This window comes from Pseudomonas sp. RW409 (assembly GCF_003184125.1).
Lineage (GTDB): Bacteria > Pseudomonadota > Gammaproteobacteria > Pseudomonadales > Pseudomonadaceae > Aquipseudomonas > Aquipseudomonas chlororaphis_I.
In genome coordinates this window covers 334,935-359,320 of the sequence record NZ_QHHP01000033.1, presented here as the reverse complement: position 1 = coordinate 359,320, position 24,386 = coordinate 334,935, and the positions used below count along the sequence as shown (strand labels likewise).

Genomic DNA, 24,386 nt, shown 5'->3' with positions numbered 1-24,386 from the left:
CGTGCGCCAACCGGCCACTTCAAGCGGTGGCTTCTTCCTGTATCGCGGCGGCTTTTGGCTTGCGCCACTGCGGCAGGCCGATCAACACCACGGCACTGATGATCACCACCATCGCCAGCGCCTCCTCCAGGCCGATGGTCTCGCCGACAAACACGATCCCCAGCAGCACCGCCACCGCCGGGTTGACGTAGGCATAGCTGGTGGCCGCCGCCGGGCGCACGTGCTTGAGCAGGTACATGTAGGCGTTGAAGGCGATGATCGAGCCGAAGCCGGTCAGGTACGCCAGGGCCGCCCAGCCTTCGATTGGCGGAACGGCGGCCAGTTGTTCGCCGCTCAACCAGCTGCCGATCAACAGCACCGCGCCACCCACCAGCATCTCGACGGCACTGGCCATCGCCCCTTGCGGCAACGGCAGGTGCTTGCTCCACACCGAACCGAAGGCCCAGGCCGCCGCCGCGAACACCAGCAAGGCCGCGCCGGTCGGGCTCGACTGCAGGTTGGAACCGAGGTTGAGCATGGCGATGCCGATCAGCCCGAGGACGATCCCGGCCCATTCCAGGCGGGTGTTGCGCGCGCCCCAGAAGTAACCGCACAGCAGGGTGAACAGCGGCACCGTGGCCACCGCCAGGGCTGCCACTCCGGACGCCACGCCCATGTGTTCGGCGACGGTGACCGCGCCATTGCCGCAGCTCAGCAGCAGGATGCCGATCACCCCTGCCGCCCGCCATTGCGCCCAGGTCGGCGCCGGTGCCCCGCGCCAGCGCAGGAAGCCGTACATCAGGCTGCCGGCGATGACGAAACGGATGCCCGCGAGCATCAGCGGCGGCCAGTATTCGACACCGATACGGATCACCAGGTAGGTCGACCCCCAGATCACGTACAGCGCAAAAAAAGCGGCAATCAAAGGCAAGGGAAAACGGCGTAGACCAGGCATGGGAAGCTCGAAGACAGGCAAGGGAGAGGGCTTATTCTAGAAAGCCGGCCGGCGGAACTTAAGTTACAAAACCTGTTTAAAGCGCCAGTACACTTTTCAAAACACGGAGATTGTGGCTATAACCCATGCTTTCGAAAGTCGCTGTATTTGGAAGCCTTATCATGGACAAATATGACCGCATGCTCCTCGCCGCCCTGCTGGAAAATGGCCGGGCGAGCTACGCCGAGCTGGCGCGCAAGGTGAACCTCTCCGCTCCGGCCGTGGCCGAGCGGGTGGCCAAACTCGAAGCCAGCGGAGTGATCACCGGCTACCAGGCCAAGGTCGACCTGGCCAAGCTCGGGCTGCCGATCCAGTGCGTGATCGAACTGCGCATGGCCCAGCACGGCAATCAGAAGGCCTACGACGAACTGAGCCGGATCCCGCAACTCACCGAATGCCAGCGGGTCACGGGCGATCCGTGCGTGATCATGCGCGCCGCCGTCGGCTCGATGCCGGAGCTGGAAGAGCTGATCAACCGCGTTGCCCAGTTCGGTTTCAGCAAGACCTCGATCGTGCTCTCCAGCGCCATCGAACAGCGCGTGCCGCTGGGGCATCTGGAAAGCAACGGCAAATAAGCCAATCCACGCCGCCTGTAGCCGCCTGTAGCCGCTGCCGAGCCCCAGCGAGGCTGCGATCGGCTCCGCAGGAGACGCGCTCTTGAGGGCCTTGGAAGGCTCTTCGAGCCTTATCGCAGCCTCGCCAAGGCTCGGCAGCGGCTACAGGCGCTACAGGGGTTGCGGATCAGGCGCCGCGATGACGCTTGAGGTGTTCGCCGATCTTGGCGGCCGGCACTTTCTGCAATTTGCACAGGAAGTCGTGGGACAGCTCGCGCAGCCCGTGTTTCTGCCGCAGCTCCAGCGCCAGGTGGGCGGTGAGGTTGGCGGCCATTTCCGCGTCGGCCATGGCCCGGTGAGCCTGGCCGGTATGGGGCAGGCAGGCGAACGTGGTGAGGGTGCCGAGCTTGTGGTTGGGCGCCGCTGGCATCAGGCGCCGGGCCAGCAACAGGGAACAGGCAAAGTTCTGCAAGCGGGTGCGCTTGATCCGGCCCAGCTCGTAGTCCCAGAACTTCTGGTCGAACGCGGCGTTGTGCGCCAGCAGCGGCGTGGTGCCGACGAACTCGTTGACCTCGTTCATCACCTGCTCGGCCGGCGGCGCGCTGCGCAGCATGGCGTTGCTGATGCCGGTCAGCTGTTCGATGAAGGCCGGCACCCGCACGCCGGCATTCATCAGGCTCTGGTAACGCTCGACGATGCGCCCCTGCTCAAGGATCACCACGGCGATTTCCGTGGCCCGGCAACTGCTGCTCGGGGAGATCCCGGTGGTTTCAAAGTCGATGACTGCGATGCGTTCCAAACCTGTCCAGCTCCATCCAAAAAATAGTCAGCTCAGCTTTTGAGCAGTAGCGCGCCTTCGATCGGCACGTAGCGCGTGGCCGCGCGAATCAGCGAATTGGCGGTGAGTCCCGGTACGCCATAGGCAACCGCTTCGACGCCGTGCTTGCTGATGATGCGCTCCAGCAACAGGTCGAAATCGCCATCACCGGAGGCCAGCACCACTTCGTCGACATGGGCGGCGGCGTCCATGATGTCGATGGTGATGCCCACGTCCCAGTCGCCCTTGGCCGAGCCGTCGCTGCGCTGGATATAGGGTTTGAGTTTTACCGTGAAGCCCAGGTTGCGCAGGATCTGCTGGAATTGCTGCTGCTTGCTGTCGCCCCGGTCGATCGCATAGGCATAGGCCTCGACTATCTGCCCGCGTTGGCTGATGTCGGCCCACAGGGCGGCATAGTTGAAGTGGCAGCCATAGGCTTGGCGCACGGTGTAATAGAGATTCTGGACATCGGCGAACACAGCGATTTTTTTCACCGCTTATCCTCATGGCGCTCACGCGCGCGAACTGGGCCGGGACTCAAACCCTGAAAAGTCGCCCAGTATGCCAGCCAGAAGGAAGGTTCCGCGAATAATCGGTCCGGGACGCAGTGGCGTTCCGGACCGATGGCGGATCAGACGAAGGAATCGTCGTCGGAAAAGAACGAGCTGTCGTCGTTGCCGTAGTCGGCATCGCTGAAGCCGCCCTGGTCGTTGTTGCCCCAGGAGTCGTTGTTGGCCATGCGCTGCTCGTCATTGCCCCAGCCACCCGCGTTGTCGCTGGCGGGTGCCGGTTCTTCCTTGATCACTTCGACGATTTCCTGTGGCTGCTGGTTGCCATGGAACAGACTGCTGAGACCTTGCGCCAGCATCACACCACCCGCCACGCCGGCGGCGGTCTTCAGCGCGCCACCGAGGAAGCTGCTGCCAGCCGCGGCCGGAGCCTGCTGGGGGGGCGCTGCATAGTTTTGCTGGGGATAGCTCTGTTGCGGGTAGTTCTGCTGCGGCGCGCCGAAGTTCTGTTGCGGCTGCGGGTTGAACGCCGGCCGCGCCGGCTCGCGCCAGCCACCGCCGGACGAGGCCGGAGCGCTTGGCGTCGGCGCCGGCTGCGGATCGCGGGAACCACCACCGAAGATGCTCGAAAGGAACCCGCCACCGCTGCTGGGCGCCGGTGCCGCGGCCTGGGACCTGGCCTGTTGCAGCTCGGCCTGCAGTTGCTGGACCTGCTGGGTGAGTTGCTTGTTCTGCTCGTCGAGGCTCTTGATTGCCGCCTCTTGCACCAGAATCGCCTGGGTCATGAAATACCCGGCGGCAGGCTGCCGGGCCAGATGCTCCTTGATCCGCGTCTCGGCCTGGGCGTCGCGCGGGGCTGAATCCTTCTCGGCTTGCTGCAACCGGGAAAACAGTCCATCGATCAGGGTTTGCTCTTCGCTGTTCATGGCGACCTCTTTAGATTGCCGGTAAAAAACTGGGCCTTGCCTGTCATGCACAAGGTGCAACCAGTAATGGGGCTGCCCAGCGGGCTTTCAATAGCCTTTACCTAAGGTTTACGTTTGCTCGCCTGGGGGTTGCATCGGTTAAAGTGTCCAACCGCTTTTTGTGATCTGCGATAACCACTGATGAATCCGTTAACCGTTCTGCGCGACTCCCTGTACTTCTGCCAGCGCAACCTGGGGCGCATCGTCCAGCTGTGCCTGCCGCTGGTGGTCCTCGAAGCGCTGCTGCAACAGGCGGTGGACAGCTCGCTGGGCCCCGAGGCCTTTCCCGGCTATAGCGTGGTCGTCGGCCTGCTGATCTACCCGCTGTACACCGGGGTGCTGATCCTGTTCCTCGATGCCCGCAGCCGTGGCGAATCGCCACTGGCCCGCGACCTGCTCGCCGCGACTGTCAGCCTGTGGCCGCGTTTTGCCCTGCTGACCGCCATCAACACCCTGCTGATCCTGCTGGGCCTGTCACTGTATTTCCTGCCCGGGCTGTGGCTGATGGTGACCCTGGCCTTCGCCGAATACCTGCTGGTGCTCAAGGGCCTGCAACCACTGGCCGCGATCAAGGAAAGCTTCCGCCTGACCCGCGGGCACTTCCTGCGGATCCTGGTCTGCATCCTGGCCGTGATGGCCCCGCTGTGGGTGCTCAAGGGGGCCAGCCTGGCGGCGTATCCCGAGCCGGGTCCGATGCTGTCGCTGCTGATCGAAAGCGCCCACAGCTTCCTGCAATTGTTCACCAGCGTGGTGGTGTTCCGGCTGTTCATGCTGATCGGTGACTCGCCCGAACAGGCGTGACGCCAAGGTCCGGCCGCTCTACCCCTTGGGCCGCGGCCCCGCTCTCGGTTATGCTCGGGCTCAATCTTGCAACGCCATAAGCCGAGCCGATGCCCCGTCCACTTCGCCTCATCCTCCTGGGCCTGCTGATCAGCGCAGGCCTGTTGTCAGCCCTGGTCTACAGCCTGACCTGGCGCCCCGACGCCAAGGAGCCGCTGCCAGTCGCCTGCACGGGCAAGGTGCCCAGCCTGGTGCCGGGCCAGGCGCTGAAGGTGATGACCTGGAACGTGCAGTACCTGGCGGGCAAGCGCTATGTGTTCTGGAACGACCAGGCCCGGGGGCCGGACGAGCGCCCGACCCCGGAGGACATGGCCTTCAGCCTGGACGAGGTGGCCCGGGTGATTCGCGACGAGCAGCCGGACATCGTGCTGGTGCAGGAACTGGACGACGGCGCCAAGGCCAGCGACTACCAGGACCAGCTCAAGCTGCTGCAGGAACGCCTGACCGACCTGTATCCCTGCAGTACCCGGGCCTTCGACTGGAAGGCCGATTTCGTACCCTCCCCGCACATCTTCGGCAGCGTCGGCCGGCAACTGGCGACCTTGAGCCGCTACAACATCGAACACGCCGAACGCCTGCAATTGCCGGTGCCCGAGGCCAATTTCATCAGCCGCCAGTTCCAGCCAAAAAATGCCGTGCTGGTCAGCTACCTGCCGTTAAGCGACGGCGGACAGATGGCGGTGCTCAACACCCACCTGGACCGCGCGACGAAGCCCGACGACACCCTGCAAGCCCAGGTGAACGCGGTAACCAGGATCCTCGACCGCTTCGAAGCCCGCGGCACGCCCTGGCTGATCGGCGGCGACTTCAATCTGCTGCCCCTGGGCCAGTACCAGCGGCTCGCCCCCGAGCAACGCACGCCCTACTCCGCCGACAGCGCGTTGCACAGCCTCTGGGACAAGTACCCGATGATCCCCACCAACAACGAAGCCAGCGGCATCGACCGCGCCCTGTGGCTGACCCACTACCCCAACGACCCAGCCCTGAGCGGCCCGGATCGCACCGTCGACTACCTGTTCCACAGCCCACGGATCAAACGGGTCGAGGCCCAGGTACGGCAGGACGACACCCTGCGCATCTCCGACCACCTGCCGCTGATCGCCCGCTTCCTGCTGCCCGCCGCGCAGTAACCTGTAGCCGCTGCCGTAGGCTGCGATCGACCTGGGCGGCATTCCGACAACGCGGGTGCAGGATCTTGAGACCGCTGAAGGCCTTCGGCCTTATCGCAGCCTGCGGCAGCGGCTACACGGTAGGTTACTTACGCGGTTTGGCGCGGGCCGTGGCCTCGGCCACCAGCGGGTCATCCGGCCAGTAGTGTTTCGGGTAGCGGCCCTTGAGGTCCTTCTTCACCTCGGCGTAGGTGCTGCGCCAGAAGTTCGCCAGGTCCTGGGTGACCTGCACCGGCCGCCGCGCCGGGGACAGCAGGTGCAGCTTGACCACCTGCCGGCCACCGGCGATCCGTGGTGTTTCCGCCAGGCCGAACAGCTCCTGCAAACGCACCGCGAGAATCGGTGGCTGCTCGCTGTAGTCGAGGCGGATCGACGAGCCGGACGGCACCGTCAGGTGGTGCGGCGCCAGCTCGTCCAGGCGCTGTGGCAATGGCCATGGCAGCAGGTTGTGGACAATGCTGGCCAGCTCCAGGTTGGCGAAGTGGCTGAGGCGCGAAACCTTGCCCAGGTACGGCAACAGCCAGCTCTCCAGGCTCTTGAGCAAGGCCGCGTCGCTGACGTCCGGCCACTGGCTTTCGCCCTTGGCCTCTAGATCGAGCTGGCGCAACAAGGCCACCCGCGCCTGCCACTGGCGCAGCTCCGGGGTCCAGGGCAACAGTTCCAGGCCCTTGCGCCGCACCAGATTGACCAGGGCCTGGCACCGCGCCGCCTCGTCCAGCCCGGTCAGCGGCTCACGGCTGAGCACCAGTTCGCCGACCTTGCGCTGGCGCTCGGCACGCAACACGCCTTCGCGCTCGTCCCAATCAAGCTGGTCGACGCTGCGCACCTGCTCGGCCAGGACCGAGTCGAACAGCGTCGGATCGAAATCCGCCGCCAGGTAGATGCGCTCTTCCCGCTGCCCCTGGCGACTGCCCAGGTCGGCGATCACCAGCCAGGGTTGCTTCATCAGGCTGTCGGTTTCGCTGAACAATGCCGCGCGGCCGTTGGCCAGCCGGTACTCGGCACCGCCAGGACGGCGTTGCTGGGCGACCCGATCCGGATAGGCCAGCGCCAGCAAGGCGCCCAGCCAGCGCGGATGGTCCGGGTCCGCCACCGCCTGGCTCGGCTGCCCACGCAGATAACCGCGGTACTGCCGGGCCAGTTGCCGAGCCCGCTGTACGCCGCCCTGGGCGCCGCGGGCCGCGCGCTCTTCGCCGGACAGCAGCACCAGACGGCTATGCAGGTCGGCACCGCCGCCGCGCAGGATGTCGCGCTCGCCGAGCAAGGCGGCGACGTCGCAGGCCATGTTCGCCAGCCCCAGGGCCTGGCCGCGCAACAGCAGATGGGCAATACGCGGATGGGCCGGCAACTCGGCCATCGCCTGGCCATGGGCTGTCAGCTTCCAGTCCTCGCCGGCTTTGGCGGTCAGGGCGCCGAGGCGCTCGAGCAGATCCTGGGCCTGGGCATAAGCCGCGCCGGGCGGCACATCCAGCCACACCAGTTGCGCTGGCGTCACCCCCCAGCGCGCCAATTGCAGGGCCAGGCCCGCCAGGTCCGCCTGGAGGATTTCCGCACTGCCATAGGCCGCCAGCTGTTCGTGCTGGTCCTGGGACCACAGGCGATAACACACGCCCGGTTCCAGACGCCCGGCCCGACCGGCGCGCTGGGTGGCGCTGGCCCGGGAAATACGCTGGGTGTCGAGACGGGTCATGCCACTGCCCGGGTCGAAACGCGGCACCCGCGCCAGCCCGGCATCGACCACCACGCGCACGCCGTCGATGGTCAGGCTGGTCTCGGCGATATTGGTCGCCAGCACCACTTTGCGCTTGCCGGGCGGAGCCGGTTCGATGGCCGCGCGCTGCGCCGCCAGGTCCAGCTCGCCGTGCAGCGGACAGAGCAGGATCTCCGGGCGCTCGCCCACGGCATCGGCCAACTGCTGATGCACCCGGCGGATCTCGGCCTGCCCCGGCAGGAACACCAGGACGCTGCCGCTTTCATCGTTCAACGCTTCAAGGATGGTCTGCACCAGCCGCGGCTCGATGAACTCGCCCGGCTGGAAAGGCCGCCCCCAGCGCACATCGACCGGGAACATGCGGCCTTCGCTGCGCAGGATCGGCGCGTCGTCCAGCAGCCCGGCCAGGCGCTCGCCTTCCAGGGTCGCCGACATCAGGAGGATTTTCAGCGGCTGCTCGTCACGGAACAGATCACGGCCATTGAGGCTCAAGGCCAGGGCCAGGTCGGCGTCGAGGCTGCGCTCGTGGAATTCGTCGAAGATCAGCAGGCCGACGCCTTCCAGCGCCGGATCGTCCTGCAGGCGGCGAGTCAGGATCCCCTCGGTGACCACCTCGATGCGGGTGTTCGGACCGACCTTGCTGTCGAGGCGAATGCGGTAGCCCACGGTTTCACCGACCTTTTCCCCCAGTTCGCTGGCCAGCCGTTCGGCCGCCGCCCGCGCCGCCAGGCGCCGTGGTTCGAGCATGAGAATGCGTTGTCCGGCCAGCCAGGGTTCGTTCAACAGGGCCAAAGGCACGCGGGTGGTCTTACCGGCGCCGGGCGGTGCTTCGAGCACGGCCTCGTGGCGTGTCGCCAGGGCTTCACGCAGGGCAGGTAAAACTTCATCAATTGGCAAAGAATTCATACTGGCTCCCAAACAGAGGCGCGAGTATAACGGCGAACTGCCTGGCGTTAATCACGGTCTGAATTCATACCGGCAACGCTTCAGCCTTGCTCTTTCGTGTCTGTTCAGGAGATTTACATGCGTATTCCTTTCCGCATCATCGGCGGCGTCCTGGTTGCCACCCTGCTGACTCAGCTCACCGCCTGCGGCTCGATCTTCTTCCCCGACCGGCGCGGCCAGATCGACGGCAAGATCGACCCGCTGGTAGCCGTGCTCGACGCCGTGGGCCTACTGTTTTATGTGATCCCGGGGCTGATCGCCTTTGGCGTCGACTTCGCCACCGGCGCCATCTACCTGGAACCGGGCAAGACCGCGCAGATCGACCCGCACAAGCTGCAGCAAGCCATAGGCGCCGACGGCCAGGTCGATAACCACAAGTTGCAGGCTATCCTCGAAAGCGAGCTGGGCCGCAGCTTCCCGCTGGACGATCCACGCCTGATCCAGCACAAGGGCAGCGCGCAGCAGCTGGCCCTGTACGGTCTGCAACCGGCAGCCTGACCCTCGCGTTTCTTGAAGGAACAAGCCTTGTATGAGCAGTAACCCGGAACACGCGCGCCTGTTGCGCCTGGCGACCCGCGCCTCGCTGGCGGTGGCCAGTATCCTGATCGTGGCCAAGGCCATCGCCTGGTGGCTGAGCGGCTCGGTCAGCCTGCTGGCAGGCCTCACCGACTCGCTGCTCGATGGCGCCGCGTCGTTCCTCAACCTGCTGGCCGTGCATTACGCCCTGCGCCCGGCCGACGCCGATCACCGCTACGGCCATGGCAAGGCCGAGTCCTTGTCGGGCATGGCCCAGGCGCTGTTCATCGCGGTGAGCGCGGTGCTGATCGGGGTACAGGCCGTCGAGCGCCTGCAGAACCCGGAACCGCTGGGCGCTCCGTGGGTCGGTATCGGCGTGATGCTGCTGTCCCTGGCGCTGACCGTTGCATTGCTGATGGTGCAACACCGGGTGATCCGCGAAACCGGCTCCACGGCGGTGCGTGCCGATTCGCTGCACTATCGCTCCGACCTGCTGCTCAACGGCAGCATCCTGCTGGCGCTGGTGCTGGCCAGTTTCGGCTGGCAGCAACTGGACGCCTGGTTCGGCCTGGCGATTGCCGTCTACATCCTGTGGAGCGCGATCCAGATCGCCCGCGAAAGCGTAGCGGTGCTGATGGACGAGGAGCTGCCGCCCGAGGTCAGCCAGCACATGCTGGAACTGGTGTGCGCGGTGCCCGGGGTACTCGGCGTCCATGATCTGCGCACGCGGATTTCCGGCAACCACTGGTTCGTGCAACTACACCTGGAATTACCCGGGGAGCTGACCCTGTCGGTGGCCCACGGCATCAGCGATCAGGCCGCCGAGGCGATCCATGCGGCCTATCCGCGGGCCGAGGTGCTGGTGCACGCCGACCCGCAGGAAGTGGTGCAGGCCGCCCGGGCTCAGTAAGTCACCTGATAGCCGCGCGAGCTCAGGCAACCACCCTGGGCCTGGCGGTAGGTCTGGACCACTTCCGGCGCCGGAGGATAGGTCATCGCCGCCGGATCGAAGCCACTCTGCTGCACCGCCCAGCGATAACAGTCGTAGCGATCCTGATTGATCTGCTGCGGGCTCTGCCCCCTGACCGGGTAGGCCAGCACGTTGTAATCATTGCCGGCCTGCGGTGGCGGGCTGGCCGCAGGCGGCTCGACCACCACGTACTGCTGGGTACTGGCCTCGTAGCTGTAGTAGGCACCCGCGGCCAGGAAGAACAGCGCGCTGCCGATCCACACTTCCCGCGCGTAGTCCGGCAGGTAGGCCACACGGATCCCGTAGGGTGGGTGCACCACCACATACCGTGGGCCTTGCGGGCGGTACCAATAGCCACCGGAGAAGTAATAGTCCCGGCCGCGATAAGGAACGCGGTAATGCCGGTCCGGGAAGCGATCGATCACATAACCCGGCCGATATTGCGGACCTGGCCCCCAGCCATTGCCACGCCCCTCCGGACGGCCCGGCCAGCGATAGTCGTAAGGACGCGAGCCCGGTCCGCCGGTCTGCCAATGCGGGTTGTAGTCGTTACGGCGCGGGATGTCCTGGTAATAACCCTGGCGCGGTTCCTGGGTCTGGCGGACGGTATCGGGGCGGCCCTGGATCGGCAGGTTGGCGGATGGCTGTGCCAGTCGTCCCCGCCCTTGATCATTCGGCCCGTGGTTCTGCCAGCGCCCGTTCTCGACGTTGCGCTCGAACTGCTGGCTGTTGTCGCCGCGAATGATTTCAGTCTGCTGGCGCGACTGATGGCTTTCGCCTCGCCCCTGGCCGTTGCCCGGATAGCCGTCGTTGCTGCGCTGGCCGCCATTGGACCAGCCACGGCCGTCATTGCGGTCATCGGCAAGCCCCTGCGCACTGACGCCCACACAGAGCAAACCAACACCTGCCAAACGCCAGATGCGCGATTTCATGCTATTCCTCACTACGGATAGGGGCCTGTAGATAAGACTGGAAAAGCCCAGGCCGGTTCTGCCACAGGTTATCAGTCGCAACACTTATTTATTGAGGGCGCCACGGGATATTTCCTGGCGCGCAGGCAATAAAAAAGAGGGACCCGTCGGCCCCCCTTTGAGAATTTCGTCCGTGCTCGGCGCTTATGACGCCGGCTCACCTCACGCCGTCTTCTGGACAGTGTGTAGCCCGGGGGCCGGCTCAACCCTGTGGGATTGGCGGCCGCGGCAGGCCTGATTCGGCGGGCCGCAGTGGACTCTATGTCCGGGCAGTGATTCTGGTGATAAGAATAGGCCTGGCGCGCCGGCAGAGGATTGCGAAGATTGCTCTAATAAACATGACTTGCGCAATTTTTAACTCAGGATAGATAATATTGCGCAATAGTTATGACAAAGGCCTGATCCATGAGCAAACTCGACCGATACGACCTCAGCATTTTGGCGGAATTGCAGCGCGACGCCCGCATCTCCAATCAGGAACTGGCCGAACGTATCGGCCTGTCGCCTTCGCCGTGTTCGCGTCGGGTCAAGCAACTGGAAGACGACGGCTACATTTCCCGCCAGGTCGCCCTGCTGGACCGCAAGATGCTCGGCCTGAGCCTGACCGCCTACGTGCTGATCGGCATGGACCGCCACACCCCCGAGCGTTTCGAGAACTTCGAGGCGGCGATCCGCAGCCTGCCGCAGGTCCTCGAGTGCAGCCTGGTGACCGGGATGGACGCTGACTACCAGCTCAAGGTGGTGGTGCCGGACATGGACCACTACCAGAAACTGCTGCTGGGCCATCTGACCCGCATCGAAGGCGTGACCAGCGTGCGCTCCAGCTTCGTGCTCAACCAGGTGCTCAACAGCACCGAATTGCCGCTGACCCACCTGCGCAACTGATCTGTATCTGTAGGAGCAAGGGGGATGCCCAGTTCTTGCTCGCGATAAATGTTCCTGGCTACACATCACCTGAACCCAGAGATCGCTATCGCGAGCAAGCTTCGCTCCTACAAAAGCCCCCACGGTGTGACGACGAAGCGCACCTGGATCAATGCCCGGCCGCGGCCCCTTGGCGTATACTCGCCCGCGCCTTTTAGCCTTGCCTGTGCTGGAGATATTCGATGGATCCTGCAGTATTCGAAGAATGGATGATGACCGGCCTGGTAACCATCCTGATCATTTTCATGGCCTTCATCGTCTGGGATCTGGCGAAGAAGTCCAAGGCCGGACGCTTCGGCTCGTTCATCCTGTTCTTCGTCCTGGGCCTGGGCGTGGCCGCGTTCATCATCAAGAGCGTGGTGATCGGCCTGATCGAATCCGGCGCCTTATAAACGCGCCGGAACCTCCTTCCACTGGCCCTGATCGAGCCCCTCGATCGTCCAGTCGCCGATCCTGACCCGCACCAGGCGCAATGTCGGCAAACCCACGGCAGCCGTCATGCGCCGCACTTGGCGATTGCGCCCTTCACGAATGATCAACTCCAGCCAGCTGGTGGGCACGCTCTTGCGAAAGCGTACCGGCGGGTTGCGCGGCCACAGCTGCGGTTCCTCCAGCTGCCGGGCTTCGGCCGGCAGGGTCATGCCGTCATTCAATTCCACGCCATCGCGCAGACGCTGCAATTGCTCGGCCGTGGGCTCGCCTTCCACCTGCACCCAATAGGTCTTGGCCAGCTTGTGCTTGGGATCGGCGATGCGCGCCTGCAACTGGCCGTCGTTGGTCAGCAGCAGCAAGCCTTCGCTGTCGCGGTCCAGGCGGCCGGCCGGGTAGATGCCGGGTATCGCGATGAAGTCCTTGAGGGTCGCCCGCCCTTCGCCGTCGCTGAACTGGGTCAGCACATCGAAGGGTTTGTTGAACAGGATCAGCTTCGGCTCGGCCGGTGGCGCTTTGGCAACACGGCGTGGCGCGGAGGAAGACGAAGGACTCTTCACGCCAGGGCGGCGGGAAGCGGGACGCGGAGGACGAGACATGGCGGACAGAACATCTAACGGTCAGGGCCGACCATGCTAGTGGCCCGACCGTTAAATGACCATCCCGCGATCAGCGGAACGGCGGCTCGTCGAAGCTGCGCAGCTTGCGCGAGTGCAGCGAATTGAGCTCGGTACGCAGCAGGTCCACCGCGGCGATACCGATCTTCAGGTGCTGGCTGACCGCGCGCTCATAAAAGGCGTTGGCCGAACCCGGCAGCTTGATTTCGCTGTGCAGCGGCTTGTCCGAGACGCAGAGCAACGTGCCGTACGGCACCCGCAGGCGATAACCCTGGGCGGCGATGGTGCCGCTTTCCATGTCCACCGCCACGGCGCGGGACAGGTTGATCAGCGGACGCTCCTGGGCCCAGCGCAACTCCCAGTTGCGGTCGTCGTAGGTCAGCACGGTACCGGTACGCAGGCGTTTTTTCAGGTCGTCGCCCTTCTCGCCGGTGACGTTGGCGGCGGCCTGCTGCAAGGCCAGCTGCACTTCGGCCAGGGCCGGAATCGGGATATTCGGCGGCACCACGCGATCGAGAATGCCGTCGCGACGCATGTAGGCGTGGGCCAGCACGTAGTCGCCGATGGTCTGCGACTGCCGCAGGCCGCCGCAGTGGCCGATCATCAGCCAGCAATGCGGACGCAATACCGCCAGGTGGTCGGTGATGTTCTTGGCATTGGACGGGCCGACGCCGATGTTCACCAGGGTCACGCCGTGGCCGTCGCTGGCCAGCAGGTGATAAGCCGGCATCTGGTAGCGGTGCCAGACCACCCCGGCGGCGATCGATGAGGCCTCGCCGTGGTCCATGCCCTTCTCGATGATCACATTGCCCGGCAGGACCATGCGCACGAACCGCGGATCGCTGCGCAGCTGTTCAAGACCGTGGGTGATGAACTGGTCGACATAACGGTGGTAGTTGGTCAGCAGGATCCATGGCTGCACATGGCGCCAGTCGCTGCCGGTGTAGTGCACCAGGCGGCGCAGGGAGAAATCCACCCGTGCGGCATCGAACAGCGCCAGGGGCAGCGGATTGGTGTTTTCCCAATCGTACAGCCCGTCGGCGATGCCATCGGTGGCGGCGGACAGGTCGGTGCTGGGGAACACCCGCGCCAGCACCGCGGCAGTAACGCCGGAACCAGCCAGTTCATCGCCCTGCTCGACCACGTACGGATACGGGATGTTCTGCTCGCTGACGCCCACTTCCACGGTCACGGTGAAGTCGTGCATCAGTGGCACCAACTGCTCCAGCAGGTACTTACGGAAGGCGGCGGGATGGGTGACCGTGACGCTGTAGGTGCCCGGCAACTGGACCTTGGCGTAGGCCCGGGTGGTCTGCGGGACTTCGCCCTGGCAGTGATAGGTCAGGCGCAATTGCGGGTAACGAAACAGGGCGCGCTGTTCGGCGTCGGGTTCGACGCGGTCCTTGAGGTAACGCTTGAGCGCCTGGCTCAGCGACGTGGTGGCCCGCTCATGCAAAGCGGCAAGCCGGTCCACGGCTTGCTCGGCGGTTTGAACGACAATAAAAGCTTCGGTCACGGTAAGCATCCTGTGTTCTGATCTTGCAGGCCTTCATCTTGCCTGCAACGCCGTCTCACGGGAACAGTGGAATCGCCCGGGCCGTCAGGTTCTTGCTCGCGACCCTCGGCGCGAACAAGAACCGGGGGCGCCCTCTCGCCTACAGATCGATTAGAGGCCTGTCGGGGTCGAGCGCGCGACTATCGCCTCGACATCCAGCCCCCGCGGCAAGGTGCCGTAGACCCTTCCTCCCGAACCCAGGCGACTGGCAATAAAGGCATCGCTGACCACCGCGTTGCCGGCTTCCAGCAACAGCTTGGCCTGCAGGCCCAGGGCGATGTCCTCGGTCAGTTGGCGGGCGCGGTACTGAATGTCGTCGGTGTCCTGGAAGGCGCCTTTCAGGTTGGCGATATGCGCGGCCAGGCGCCTGTCGCCATGGCCGTCGCCCAGCTCGGCGAACAAGGCATCGAGCACACCCGGCTCCTTGGACAAGGCGCGCAGCACGTCCAGGCACTGCACGTTGCCGGAGCCTTCCCAGGTCGAGTTGACCGGCGCTTCGCGGTACAGCCGCGGCAGGATGCTCTCCTCGACATAACCGGCGCCGCCCATGCACTCGGCGGCCTCGTTGATCATTGCCGGGGCCCGCTTGCAGATCCAGTATTTGCCCACCGCGGTCACCAGTCGCGAGAACATTGCTTCTTGCGGGTCATCCAGATTGTCCAGCGCGCGACCCATACGCAGGCTCAAGGCCAACGCCGCCTCGCTTTCCAGCGCCAGGTCGGCCAGCACGTTCTGCATCAAGGGCTGCTCGCTGAGCACCCGCCCGCCCACCAGCCGATGGGCGCAGTGATGGCTGGCCTGGGTCAGGGCCTGGCGCATCAGCGAGCTGGAACCGACCATGCAATCGAAGCGAGTCATGGCCACCATCTCGATGATGGTCGGCACACCGCGCCCCTCTTCCCCGACCATCCACGCCAGAGCCCCGCGGAACTCCACTTCGCTGGAGGCATTGGAGCAGTTGCCGAGCTTGTTTTTCAGGCGCTGGATATAGAACTGGTTGCGGCTGTCGTCCGGACGGTGGCGAGGCAACAGGAAGCAGGTCAGGCCTTTTTCGGTCTGGGCCAGGGTCAGGAAGGCGTCGCACATCGGCGCCGAGCAGAACCACTTGTGGCCCACCAGTTCATAGGCCTGCCCCGGCCCCGTAGCGCCCACCGGATATGCCTTGGTGGTGTTGGCGCGCACATCGGTGCCGCCCTGTTTCTCGGTCATCGCCATGCCGATGGTGACGCCGGCCTTGTGGGCCATGCCGATATTGCGCGGGTCATATTCGGTGGCGAGCACTTTCGGCAGCCATTGCTCGGCGAGGTCCGGCTGCAGCTTCAGCGCCGGCACACAGGCGAAGGTCATGGTCAGCGGACAACCGCTGCCGGCTTCGGCCTGACTGTGCAGATAGGACATGGCGGCGCGGGCGACATGCGCCCCAGACTGCGGATGAGTCCAGGGCAAGGACGTCAGGCCGTGCTCGATGGCGGTACGCATCAGCTCGTGATACGCCGGGTGAAACTCCACCAGGTCGAGGCGATGCCCATACCGGTCATGGCTGGTGAACACCGGTTTGTTCTGGTTGGCCAGGAACCCCGCTTCCATCAGCGGCCCACCGGCCAGGGCACCATAGGCGTCAATCCGCGATTCGGCCCAGCCGGCGCCAAAACGCCGTGCCCACTCCTGCAACGGCAGATCGATTCGATAGAGGTTGGTACCGTCCAGGGAAGGTGGCTGGTTGGTGACTTCGTGGGTCTCGGCGAACTGGTGCAGGTTCATCTCGGGGGCTCCTTGAGGGGTGTGCCAGAACCTCAGTTAAGCACCCCCTCCCCGACGAACAAAGTGGCATACCCGCCTAAATACCGGCGCTTTCGCCCTGTTCCGGAGCCAGCACACGACGCGCCAGAACGCTTTGCAACTCTTCGAATTTCACCGGCCAGGAGAGGTAATCGAGCAGGCAGCGCTCAGCCTCCAGGCCATGTGCCGAGGCCGACACCAGCAGCACCGGCAACCCGGCGCAACCCGGCATGCCATGCACCTGGTCGCACAGTTTGAGCGCCTCGGCCTGCTCGATCTGGCAATCGAGCAGCACCGCATCCACCGACTCTCGGCGCAGCAACGCCAACGCCCCGCGAGCATTCTCCGCCGTGCGCACCTGATACCCCAGCTTGAGCAGCATGCCGCGGATCACCAGCTGATTGATGCTGTTGTCGTCCACCAGCAGCACGCTGCAATCCTGCGGCAGGCGCCGGACGGAGCGGACCCGCAAGGCCGGCTGGGACGCCATCGGCTGTTCGCCGTCCAGATCAAAGGTCACCTCCAGGCGGAAACAGCTGCCGCGCCCCGGCTCCGATTCATGGGTCAGATGGCCACCCAACAGATCCACCAGTTGCCGACAGATCGCCAGCCCCACGCCCAGCCCGCCATATTCGCGGGTCATCGAACCATCGAGCTGGAAGAAACGCTGATACAGCGAAGCCTCATCGAGATTGACGAAACCGATGCCGGTGTCGATCACCGCGAAGGTCATCGCCAGCCGTCCCGGCGCCGTCGGCTTGCCGGTCACTCGCAGGACCAGGCCGCCCACCCGGGTGAACTTGATGGCATTGTCCAACAGGCACTCCAGGCACTGGCTCAACTTGCCGCGATCGCCTAAAAGCCGGTCAGGCAGCCCGGCGGCCAGGTCGACATCGAAGCCCAATCCCTTGGCCGAGGCATTGGCGCAAAACTGGCCCCGCAAGGCATCGAGCAGCGAACGCAGGCTGAAGGTCTCACGCTGGGCGCTGAGCTTGCCGGCCTGCAGCTCGGTCAGGGTCAGGATGCCGTTGACCATGCGCATCATGTCCCGGGCCGAACCGGCGGCGGTCTGCTGGTACTGCTCCAGCTCCGGGTCGAGATCGACGGTCTGCATCAGCTCCAGGGAACCGATCACGCCATTCATCGGCGTGCGCAGTTCGTGGGTCAGGGTGGCGAGGAATTCATCCTTGAGCCGGTTGCTGTGGGCCAGCTGCTGGTTGAGCACTTCGAGCTTCTGCCCGGCATCGAACAGGGTCTGGGCCTGCTGTTCGCGCATCGAATTGATGCGGTCGGCCAGGGCCAGTGACAACAGCGCCACTTCGATGGCCGAACCGATCTGGCTGGAATACATGGTCAGGAACATATTCGGCAGATAGCCCAGCACCATCAGAGTATTGATGATCCCGCCCACCAGGAACGCCGACCAGGCGATGATGAAGTAGCGCGCCACGCGCATGCCGCGGCACCAGGCGACGATGCCGGAGACGAAGATCACCACGGTAAAGATCAGCGCCAGGGCCGTGGCCAGGCGCAACGCCAGGGCGTAGCTGGTCATCAGCGACAGGGCAACCACCACGGCGCTGCACAGGATCAGCACCAGCAGCAGGCGATCGACCCAGCGGCTGTGGCGGGCGGTCTGCAGGAAGCTGCGGGCGAACAGGCTACCGAACAGGGCCGCCGCGCCAATGAAGAATGGCGTCGCCGCGTTGGCCCACCACGGGTTGTCCGGCCAGAAGTACTCCACCGCGGCGCCGTTCACCGACACCTGGTACAGCCCGAACGAGGCGATGTAGAGGATGTAATAGAGGTAACTGGTGTCGCGCACGCTCAGGTAAATGAACAGGTTGTAGACCAGCATCCCCAGCAGCACGCCGTAGATCAGGCCGAGCACATACAGGCGCACCGGCTGCGCTTCCAGGTACGCCGTGCTGGACCAGAGCGTCACCGGCGCCTGGACCGAGCCCTGGCTCTGCAGGCGCAGGAACAGGATCTTTTGCTCGTAGGGCGCAAAACTCAGGTCGAACAGGTAATTGTTCTGGCGGATCTGCCGGCTGTCGAACGGCAAGGCATCGCCGGTACGCTGGGCCAGGCGGTAGCCACCGGCCTCATCGGGCAGATACAGCTCCAGATGATCGAGCGGCGGATAGGCCAGTTCCAGCAGCCAGGTGTGTCGTATGGAGGGGTTGGCGGGACGGTAGCCGAGGTCGATTTTCAGCCAGAATGCCGAGCGGGAGTAACCGGCGTTGAGGGTGGGCTTGTCATGGGCTTTGAAACTGCCGGCCATGGCCGGTGAACTGACATCCGCGATCGTTGCCTGACCACTCGCGTCTTCAAACACTTGCATCACCCGACCCAAGGGCAGGCTCTGGGTGAACTCGTCGAACTCGACCGCGCCAGCCAGCATCGGCAAGCTCAACAGCAACATCAGCAAATAGCGCATAAAGCCCCAGCGTGGCCTGTCCGGTGGTGTCAGGAAGCCCCCCATTTCCCTTTGAGTAGACGTGAAACCGGCATGACCTGTTATTGGTTTGGATCCACTCTAGCATAGCCGTTGGTGGCCAAAGAACACCATGAAAAATTTTAGTTTAAAGGCTCTAGAACGGGCGTTTCAGCGCTATCCGTTGATCTAGAGCTGTTGCCTCGGTCAACTTGTCGGCAAGGTGGAAAATCCAGCCCCGGCCGACACGCGAGGAGCCGTGCAAAAAAGACGTTTGGTGGTAAGCTCGCGCACCATGAATATCTACAGCTCTCGTCCCGTTGTCCTCTGTCTCTCCGGCCACGACCCCAGTGGTGGCGCCGGCCTGCAGGCAGATATCGAAGCCCTGCTCGCCCAGGGTTGCCATGCAGCTCCCGCTGTGACCGCGCTGACCGTGCAGGATACGGTCAACGTCAGCGACTTCCGTGTACTGGATCGCGAGTGGGTGTTAGCCCAGGCCAACGCCGTGCTCAACGACTCCGTGGTCGCCGCGGTCAAGTTGGGCATGCTTGGCTCACTGGAAATGGTCGACACCGTGGTCGAGCTGTTGCAGGCGCACCCGCATCTGCCGATGGTCTGCGACCCGGTGTTGCGCGCTGGCGGCGGTGGTCGCCTGGGCAAGGACGAGGTCGGCTACGCCATGCGTGAACGCCTGCTGCCACTGGCGACCATCGCCACCCCGAATCTTCCGGAAGCGCGAATCCTCGCCGAGTTGCCCGAAGGCAGCGCGGATCAGTGCGCGGAAAAGCTCCTGCCGTTCGTCAAGCACCTGCTGATCACCGGCGGTCATGGTGACGAGCATGAAGTGCATAATCGCCTGTACAGCCGCGATGGCAGTCGTCACACCTACACCTGCCAGCGGCTGCCGGGCAGCTATCACGGTTCCGGTTGCACCCTGGCCAGCGCCCTGGCCGGACGCTTGGCCCAGGGCGAAAGCCTGGCCAGCGCCGTGAAGTCGGCCCTCGATTACACCTGGCGCACCCTGCGCGACGCCGAGCAACTGGGCCAAGGCCAGTTCGTACCGCGCCGCCTGCCGCTGGACTTCTGTTCGTAAGCCATGAGGCCCGCTCGATGAAACTACGTGGTCTGTATGCCATTACCGACAGCCAATTGTTGGCCGGCAAATTCCTGCAGTACGTGGAGGCGGCGCTCGACGGTGGCGTGACCCTCCTGCAATACCGCGACAAGAGCAGCGACGAAGCCCGCCGCCTGCGCGAAGCCGAAGCCCTGCACAGCTTGTGCGAGCGCTACAAGACCCAACTGATCATCAACGACGATGCCGAACTGGCTGCGCGCATCGGCGTCGGCGTGCACCTGGGCCAGACCGATGGCCCGCTGACTCCGGCCCGCGCCCTGCTCGGCCGCCAGGCGATCATCGGCTCGACCTGCCACGCCCAACTGGAACTGGCCGAGCAAGCCGCCAAAGAAGGCGCCAGCTATGTCGCTTTCGGTCGCTTCTTCAATTCCAACACCAAGCCCGGCGCACCGGCGGCCAACCTGGAGCTGCTGGACCAGGCCCGCCCCCGGCTGCACCTGCCGATCTGCGCGATCGGCGGCGTCACCCTGGAGAACGCCGCGCCGCTGGTCGCCCATGGTGTCGACCTGCTGGCCGTGGTCCATGGCCTGTTCGGCGCCGATAGCGCCCAGGAAGTGACCCGCCGTGCCCGCGCCTTCAACGCCCTCTTCTAACCGCTGATTTCCGAGAGCCCGATCATGTCTCGTTCCGAAACCCTGTTTGCCAATGCCCAGAAACACATCCCCGGTGGCGTGAACTCGCCCGTGCGTGCGTTCAAGAGCGTGGGTGGCACGCCGTTGTTCTTCAAGCACGCCGAAGGCGCCTACGTCACCGACGAAGACGACAAGCGCTATGTGGACTACGTCGGTTCCTGGGGCCCGATGATCCTCGGCCACAGCCATCCGGACGTGCTGGACGCGGTGCGCAAACAGCTGGAACACGGTCTGTCCTACGGCGCCCCGACCGCCATGGAAACCGAAATGGCCGATCTAGTCTGCTCCATCGTGCCGTCCATGGAAATGGTGCGCATGGTCAGCTCCGGCACCGAAGCGACCATGAGCGCGATCCGCCTGGCCCGTGGTTTCACCGGCCGCGACAGCATCATCAAGTTCGAAGGCTGCTACCACGGCCACTCCGACAGCCTGCTGGTCAAGGCCGGCTCCGGCGCGCTGACCCAGGGCGTGCCTAGCTCGGCCGGCGTACCGGCGGCCTTCGCCAAACACACCTTGACCTTGCCGTTCAACGACATCGACGCGGTCGAGAAGATGCTCGCCGAAGTCGGCCAGGAAGTAGCCTGCATCATCGTCGAGCCCGTGGCCGGCAACATGAACTGCGTGCCACCGGCGCCGGGTTTCCTCGAAGGCCTGCGCAGCCTGTGCGACAAGCACGGCGTGGTGCTGATCTTCGACGAAGTGATGACCGGTTTCCGCGTCGCCCTCGGCGGCGCCCAGGCGCACTACGGCGTTACCCCGGACCTGTCGACCTTCGGCAAGATCATCGGCGGCGGCATGCCAGTGGGCTGCTTCGGCGGCAAGCGCAAGATCATGGAACACATTGCGCCGCTGGGCCCGGTCTACCAGGCCGGCACCCTGTCGGGCAACCCGCTGGCCATGGCCGCCGGCCTGACCACCCTGCGTCTGATCAGCCGCCCGGGCTTCCATGCCGAGCTGAGCGACTACACCAGCCGCCTGCTCGACGGCCTGCAGCAACGCGCTGACGCCGCCGGTATCCCGTTCGTGACCACCCAGGCGGGCGGCATGTTCGGCCTGTACTTCAGCGGCGCCGACGACATCGTCACTTTCGACGACGTGATGGCCAGCGATGCCAACCTGTTCAAACGCTTTTTCCACCTGATGCTCGAAGGCGGTGTCTACCTGGCCCCGAGTGCCTTCGAAGCCGGCTTCACCTCGATCGCCCACGGCGACGCCGAGCTGAAACTGACCCTGGATGCGGCCGAACGCGCTTTCGCCGCCCTGAAGTAACCCTCCCCGTAAAACCGGCTCCAGCACTTCCTGGCGCCGGTTTTACGCGGCATTCGCGCCCCAACTCCCGAAACAGCCCCGAAAGCGGCGGATATCGCGCCCGCGCAGCAGAAAAACGAGTAAAGACTTTGTAAGGTTGGCCCTGCTTATTTCATAATGCGCGCTTATTGGATCCCTCGATGGGTCCGCGCGCCCTTCAGAGGTAAGTCGATTCCCATGAACCGCACCGGCCGCGCCCTTGCACTGGGCTGCCTGTTGCTCCTTCAGCCCCTGCTCGCGCACGCACAAGCAGGCGGCAACTCGTTGTTGATCCCAGCGATGGGTCGCTGCACCCTCAATACTCAGTCACAGGATCTGTCCGAGGCCCTGGCGGTCTGCCAGAAGGCGGCTGACGAAGGGGATGCGCAAGCGCAATACGAGTTGGGCGAGTTCTACTACGAAGGTAAAAATACCCCGCGCGATCTCAATCAGGCCCTGAGCTACTTTGAAAAGGCCTCGCTGCAAGGCCACGCCCAGGCGCAATTCAAGCTCGGCACCATGTTCTTCCGTGGCGAAGGCGTACCGGCCAACAACGTTCAGGCTTATATCGTGCTGAAGATGGCGGCGGTCAATGGCGCCGAAGAGGCACTGGACACGGCCGACGAAGTGGCCGAGCACATGCAGCGCGATGAGCTGGAAGTCGCCACCCAGGTGCTGGGGCAGATTTTCCGCAAATACCTGATGGAACTGCAGAGCGCCGACGGGCGTTCGCCCTTCTCCCCCCTGCCTTGATGACATCGCGAGCAAGCTTGCTCGCGATAACACACTCGATACAGCCCTTACTTCTCAGGCATCGGCATCGGAAACGGCATGACGTTGCTCACGCCACGCGCCTCGCTGATCTTCGGCGTGCCCAGGCGCTCGACCTCGTCGATACGCACGATCGAATGCATCGGCACAAAGCTGCGCACCACACCTTCGAACTGGGCCTTGAGCTTCTCTTCGCTCGGATCGACGACCACTTGCGTGCGCTCGCCAAAGACGAACTCTTCCACCTCCAGGAAACCCCACAGATCACTTTGATAGATCTGCTTGGCGTACATTTCGAACACCTGTCCCTGGTTGAGGAAAATCACCTTGTAGATTGGAGCTTCACGTTTGGTCATGGTGGGCGGGTAACACATCGGGGATATAAAAGAGGGCGCGAACTATAGCATAGCCACCGGACGCGCAGCGGTAGGAACCTAAGGCCATGTTCCCTATAATGCGCGGTTCTTTGAATCACGTGATGACCCCTTCCATGGCCAAGAAGCTTTACATAGAAACCCACGGTTGCCAGATGAACGAGTACGACAGCTCGCGCATGGTCGATCTGCTGGGTGAACACCAGGCCCTGGAAGTCACCGCCCGCGCCGAAGACGCGGACGTCATCCTGCTCAACACCTGCTCGATCCGCGAGCGGGCCCAGGACCGGGTGTATTCCCAACTGGGTCGCTGGCGCGAGCTGAAGCTGGCCAACCCGGACATGGTCATCGCCGTCGGCGGTTGCGTGGCCAGCCAGGAAGGCGCGGCGATCCGTGACCGGGCACCGTACGTCGACGTGGTCTTCGGCCCGCAGACCCTGCACCGCTTGCCGGAAATGATCGATGCAGCCCGCAGCAGCAAGCTGCCGCAGGTCGACGTCTCGTTCCCGGAAATCGAAAAATTCGACCACCTGCCAGAGCCGCGCATCGACGGCCCGAGTGCCTATGTCTCGGTGATGGAAGGCTGCAGCAAGTACTGCACCTTCTGCGTGGTGCCCTACACCCGTGGCGAGGAAGTCAGCCGGCCGTTCGACGACGTGATCTCCGAAATCATCCACCTGGCGGAAAACGGCGTGCGCGAAGTCACCCTGCTGGGGCAGAACGTCAACGGCTACAGGGGCCAGACCCATGACGGCCGCCTGGCCGACCTCGCCGAACTGATCCGCGTGGTCGCGGCGGTCGATGGCATCGAGCGCATCCGCTACACCACCTCCCATCCGCTGGAGTTCTCCGACAGCCTGATCCAGGCCCACGCCGAGGTTCCGGAACTGGTGAAACACCTGCACTTGCCGGTGCAGTCGGGCTCCGACCGGATTCTCGCAGCCATGAAGCGCAACCATACGGCGCTGGAATACAAGTCCAAGCTGCGCAAACTGCGCGCCGCCGTGCCGGGTATCTGCATCAGCTCGGACTTCATCGTCGGTTTCCCCGGTGAGACCGAAAAAGACTTCGAACAAACCATGAAGCTGATCGAAGACGTCGGCTTCGACTTCTCCTACTCGTTCGTCTACAGCCAGCGCCCGGGCACCCCGGCGGCAGATCTGGCGGACGACACCCCGGAAGAGTTGAAAAAGGAACGCCTGAACGCGCTGCAACACCGGCTGAACCAGCAAGGATTCGAAATCAGCCGACAGATGGTCGGCTCGATCCAGCGCATCCTGGTTACCGATTACTCGAAGAAAGATCCGGGCGAACTGCAGGGGCGGACCGAGAACAACCGTATCGTCAACTTCCGCTGCGACAATCCAACCCTGATCGGCCAGTTTGCCGACGTGCATATCGACTCCGCCCAGCCTCACTCGCTGCGCGGATCGCTGCTGCAATAACCTCCTGCCGATGCTGGCTGACCAGCGGTAGCGGCCTCGGGCACGTCATCGCCGGGAAGCC

At 64.3% G+C, this 24,386-nt stretch carries 23 protein-coding genes; 12 read left to right on the top strand and 11 right to left on the bottom strand.

All coding sequences use genetic code 11. From position 1 onward, the window contains the following. Nucleotides 1-19: 19 nt before the first annotated feature. Nucleotides 20-934, bottom strand: a complete 915-nt coding sequence (yedA, locus tag DK261_RS14870; protein WP_041987370.1) for a drug/metabolite exporter YedA — start codon at nt 932-934, stop codon at nt 20-22. A gap of 161 nt (nt 935-1,095) precedes the next feature. On the opposite strand from yedA, the gene DK261_RS14865 reads away from it, so the two are divergent. Continuing rightward, a complete protein-coding gene (locus tag DK261_RS14865) occupies nt 1,096-1,548 on the top strand; it encodes an Lrp/AsnC family transcriptional regulator (protein ID WP_009051006.1) in 453 nt (150 codons plus the stop codon). Nucleotides 1,549-1,714: 166 nt separating this feature from the next. Here the strand turns inward: DK261_RS14865 and DK261_RS14860 are convergent, their stop codons facing one another. The 3 genes from DK261_RS14860 to DK261_RS14850 form a co-directional block, all read right to left on the bottom strand. After that, nucleotides 1,715-2,326: a PolC-type DNA polymerase III gene (locus DK261_RS14860; protein WP_009051007.1), complete on the bottom strand. Its 612-nt coding sequence runs from the start codon at nt 2,324-2,326 to the stop codon at nt 1,715-1,717. Between the two features lie 32 nt (nt 2,327-2,358). Beyond that, nucleotides 2,359-2,838 carry an NYN domain-containing protein gene (locus DK261_RS14855; protein WP_009051008.1) on the bottom strand — a complete coding sequence of 160 codons (480 nt, stop codon included), beginning with the start codon at nt 2,836-2,838 and terminating at the stop codon, nt 2,359-2,361. A 137-nt stretch (nt 2,839-2,975) separates the two neighbouring features. After that, complete coding sequence (locus DK261_RS14850) at nt 2,976-3,779, bottom strand: DUF2076 domain-containing protein (protein WP_009051009.1); 804 nt, start codon at nt 3,777-3,779, stop codon at nt 2,976-2,978. 180 nt (nt 3,780-3,959) lie between these two features. Between DK261_RS14850 and DK261_RS14845 the strand changes: the two genes are divergently transcribed. Continuing rightward, nucleotides 3,960-4,619, top strand: a complete 660-nt coding sequence (locus DK261_RS14845; protein WP_009051010.1) for a membrane protein — start codon at nt 3,960-3,962, stop codon at nt 4,617-4,619. A gap of 89 nt (nt 4,620-4,708) precedes the next feature. After that, nucleotides 4,709-5,788, top strand: coding sequence for an endonuclease/exonuclease/phosphatase family protein (locus tag DK261_RS14840; RefSeq protein WP_110175897.1), 1,080 nt, complete (start codon nt 4,709-4,711; stop codon nt 5,786-5,788). A gap of 124 nt (nt 5,789-5,912) precedes the next feature. Here DK261_RS14840 and hrpB read toward each other — a convergent pair whose 3' ends face one another. Further along, nucleotides 5,913-8,444, bottom strand: a complete 2,532-nt coding sequence (gene hrpB, locus DK261_RS14835) for an ATP-dependent helicase HrpB (protein WP_110175896.1) — start codon at nt 8,442-8,444, stop codon at nt 5,913-5,915. Nucleotides 8,445-8,561: 117 nt separating this feature from the next. On the opposite strand from hrpB, the gene DK261_RS14830 reads away from it, so the two are divergent. Together DK261_RS14830 and DK261_RS14825 are read left to right on the top strand one after the other, a co-directional pair. Beyond that, nucleotides 8,562-8,981 (top strand): hypothetical protein, encoded by a 420-nt coding sequence (locus tag DK261_RS14830; RefSeq protein ID WP_038635502.1) that lies wholly within the window; start codon nt 8,562-8,564, stop codon nt 8,979-8,981. 31 nt (nt 8,982-9,012) lie between these two features. Next, nucleotides 9,013-9,909 (top strand): cation diffusion facilitator family transporter, encoded by an 897-nt coding sequence (locus tag DK261_RS14825; protein ID WP_110175895.1) that lies wholly within the window; start codon nt 9,013-9,015, stop codon nt 9,907-9,909. Here DK261_RS14825 and DK261_RS14820 read toward each other — a convergent pair. Then, a complete protein-coding gene (locus DK261_RS14820; RefSeq protein WP_041987387.1) occupies nt 9,903-10,901 on the bottom strand; it encodes a DUF6515 family protein in 999 nt (332 codons plus the stop codon). The two genes, DK261_RS14825 and DK261_RS14820, sit on opposite strands and share 7 nt — an antisense overlap. 444 nt (nt 10,902-11,345) lie before the next feature. On the opposite strand from DK261_RS14820, the gene DK261_RS14815 reads away from it, so the two are divergent. Beyond that, entirely contained in the window at nt 11,346-11,825 is a 480-nt protein-coding gene (locus DK261_RS14815) for an Lrp/AsnC family transcriptional regulator (RefSeq protein ID WP_009045772.1), read from the top strand. A gap of 221 nt (nt 11,826-12,046) precedes the next feature. Next, nucleotides 12,047-12,256, top strand: coding sequence for a DUF2788 domain-containing protein (locus DK261_RS14810; protein ID WP_007927060.1), 210 nt, complete (start codon nt 12,047-12,049; stop codon nt 12,254-12,256). On the opposite strand, the gene DK261_RS14805 is transcribed toward DK261_RS14810, so the two are convergent. From DK261_RS14805 to DK261_RS14790, 4 genes are all read right to left on the bottom strand, one after another. Further along, nucleotides 12,251-12,892, bottom strand: coding sequence for a pseudouridine synthase (locus DK261_RS14805; RefSeq protein WP_009051015.1), 642 nt, complete (start codon nt 12,890-12,892; stop codon nt 12,251-12,253). The genes DK261_RS14810 and DK261_RS14805 overlap by 6 nt on opposite strands. Before the next feature lie 70 nt (nt 12,893-12,962). Further along, the gene (gene amn / locus DK261_RS14800) at nt 12,963-14,435 is read right to left on the bottom strand and encodes an AMP nucleosidase (protein ID WP_162098616.1); all 1,473 of its coding nucleotides are present in this window, start codon (nt 14,433-14,435) and stop codon (nt 12,963-12,965) included. 141 nt (nt 14,436-14,576) lie between these two features. After that, nucleotides 14,577-16,226, bottom strand: coding sequence for an acyl-CoA dehydrogenase family protein (locus DK261_RS14795; RefSeq protein WP_110175894.1), 1,650 nt, complete (start codon nt 16,224-16,226; stop codon nt 14,577-14,579). Between the two features lie 76 nt (nt 16,227-16,302). Further along, nucleotides 16,303-18,684, bottom strand: coding sequence for a hybrid sensor histidine kinase/response regulator (locus DK261_RS14790; protein WP_110175893.1), 2,382 nt, complete (start codon nt 18,682-18,684; stop codon nt 16,303-16,305). 292 nt (nt 18,685-18,976) lie between these two features. Here DK261_RS14790 and DK261_RS14785 point away from each other — a divergent pair, with 292 nt between their 5' ends. The 4 genes from DK261_RS14785 (at nt 18,977) to DK261_RS14770 (ending at nt 22,488) form a co-directional block, all read left to right on the top strand. After that, complete coding sequence (locus tag DK261_RS14785; protein WP_029526837.1) at nt 18,977-19,774, top strand: hydroxymethylpyrimidine/phosphomethylpyrimidine kinase; 798 nt, start codon at nt 18,977-18,979, stop codon at nt 19,772-19,774. Nucleotides 19,775-19,791: 17 nt separating this feature from the next. Continuing rightward, nucleotides 19,792-20,409 (top strand): thiamine phosphate synthase, encoded by a 618-nt coding sequence (thiE, locus tag DK261_RS14780; RefSeq protein ID WP_028683497.1) that lies wholly within the window; start codon nt 19,792-19,794, stop codon nt 20,407-20,409. A gap of 24 nt (nt 20,410-20,433) precedes the next feature. After that, a complete protein-coding gene (hemL, locus tag DK261_RS14775; RefSeq protein WP_009045779.1) occupies nt 20,434-21,717 on the top strand; it encodes a glutamate-1-semialdehyde 2,1-aminomutase in 1,284 nt (427 codons plus the stop codon). A 216-nt stretch (nt 21,718-21,933) separates the two neighbouring features. Further along, nucleotides 21,934-22,488 carry a tetratricopeptide repeat protein gene (locus DK261_RS14770; protein WP_007927077.1) on the top strand — a complete coding sequence of 185 codons (555 nt, stop codon included), beginning with the start codon at nt 21,934-21,936 and terminating at the stop codon, nt 22,486-22,488. Between the two features lie 47 nt (nt 22,489-22,535). Here the strand turns inward: DK261_RS14770 and DK261_RS14765 are convergent, their stop codons facing one another. Further along, nucleotides 22,536-22,862, bottom strand: coding sequence for a DUF1820 family protein (locus DK261_RS14765; protein ID WP_007927079.1), 327 nt, complete (start codon nt 22,860-22,862; stop codon nt 22,536-22,538). A gap of 134 nt (nt 22,863-22,996) precedes the next feature. Here DK261_RS14765 and miaB point away from each other — a divergent pair, with 134 nt between their 5' ends. Further along, complete coding sequence (miaB, locus tag DK261_RS14760) at nt 22,997-24,325, top strand: tRNA (N6-isopentenyl adenosine(37)-C2)-methylthiotransferase MiaB (RefSeq protein ID WP_023969267.1); 1,329 nt, start codon at nt 22,997-22,999, stop codon at nt 24,323-24,325. Nucleotides 24,326-24,386 lie beyond the last annotated feature (61 nt).